We start from the raw sequence: 1,086 nt of genomic DNA on the forward strand, positions 1-1,086 counted from the left end.
TTGATTTGTAAATATTCTTGCATTTAAATACCTCCTAAAGTTCTGTTTCTTCTACTACATACGCATGTTTTTCATCAGAATCTACTAATGAATTGATTGCATACGCTGCACTTTTCAAGTTTTCGTTAGTAACTGTTGATGATAAATTACTGAATGTCTTGGAACTTTTCTTTTGTGTTCCGTTTACATCATTTACTGAAGTGATTTTTAATTTTTTCATTTTCACTCCCCCTTTCATTTATACATACATTCCGGGGAGAGTTATTACTATTCTGATTTGAAAAATTTGGGTATAATGTAATTAACACAAGAAAGGTTGTGAAATTTATGAAAAGGTTATTAAAAATTTTACTTACGATTGTGATCGTCTACTTAATTGTCGGCTGGACTGTTAATCATCCAGTTCAATATTTTTGTGGAAAACACAGGCTGTATTCTTTTATGCAACAGCAAGGAACTAATAAAGATAATATTTTGAAGATTTCATCAAGCTATGATTATAAAGCCGGTAATTCTGAATTTAATGTGATTTTTAAGGATGATCCATTGGTTGAATACAGATACAGTTATCGTTTGGTTAATTTTAGATTGAAAAGTTTGCCGCATTTGTTTGAAGATACGAACAAAATCATTGTTTTTATTTACGAATACCCTACAGGAAGTCCTATCGGAAACACCTATTTCAAAAAGGCAAAATACATGAAATACACTGAAGAATGGTATTAAGAGGTGAATATGAAAAATAAACTATACAAATTTATCAAAATTGTGATCTGTATTTTCGTAATTTACAATGTTGTGTGGTGGGTTGTTGATCATCCAATTCAAAGCTATTTCGCAAACAAAAAACTAGACCAAGTCCTCACTTTACAAGGAACAGACAGATCCAACATCAAATCAATCGAACAAAATAGTGAACCAAGTAAGAACACTACAAGTTTTACGATATATTTCAAAGACGATCCCAATACACAATACGAGTACCGATATTTCTTGTACTCAAATGTTTATTTGAATCCTAGAAAAAATAACTACAACAAGATGTTTTGTTTTGCTTATGATAAAAAATTAGAAAAAGAAAAAAAT

The 1,086-nt window shown here is 29.9% G+C and carries 3 protein-coding genes; 2 read left to right on the forward strand and 1 reads right to left on the reverse strand.

From position 1 onward, the window contains the following. Positions 1 to 34 precede the first annotated feature (34 nt). The gene (locus tag KHW44_RS09940) at positions 35 to 220 is read right to left on the reverse strand and encodes a hypothetical protein (RefSeq protein ID WP_094206588.1); all 186 of its coding nucleotides are present in this window, start codon (positions 218 to 220) and stop codon (positions 35 to 37) included. A 107-nt stretch (positions 221 to 327) separates the two neighbouring features. On the opposite strand from KHW44_RS09940, the gene KHW44_RS09945 reads away from it, so the two are divergent. Together KHW44_RS09945 and KHW44_RS09950 are read left to right on the forward strand one after the other, a co-directional pair. After that, positions 328 to 726, forward strand: coding sequence for a DUF3139 domain-containing protein (locus KHW44_RS09945; protein ID WP_304068989.1), 399 nt, complete (start codon positions 328 to 330; stop codon positions 724 to 726). Positions 727 to 735: 9 nt separating this feature from the next. Continuing rightward, positions 736 to 1,086: DUF3139 domain-containing protein (locus KHW44_RS09950; protein WP_304068991.1), on the forward strand; the 351-nt coding region annotated here is incomplete at its 3' end.

Origin of the sequence: Finegoldia magna (assembly GCF_018371055.1) — a bacterium.
In the GTDB taxonomy this organism is placed as follows: Bacteria; Bacillota; Clostridia; order Tissierellales; family Peptoniphilaceae; genus Finegoldia; species Finegoldia magna_I.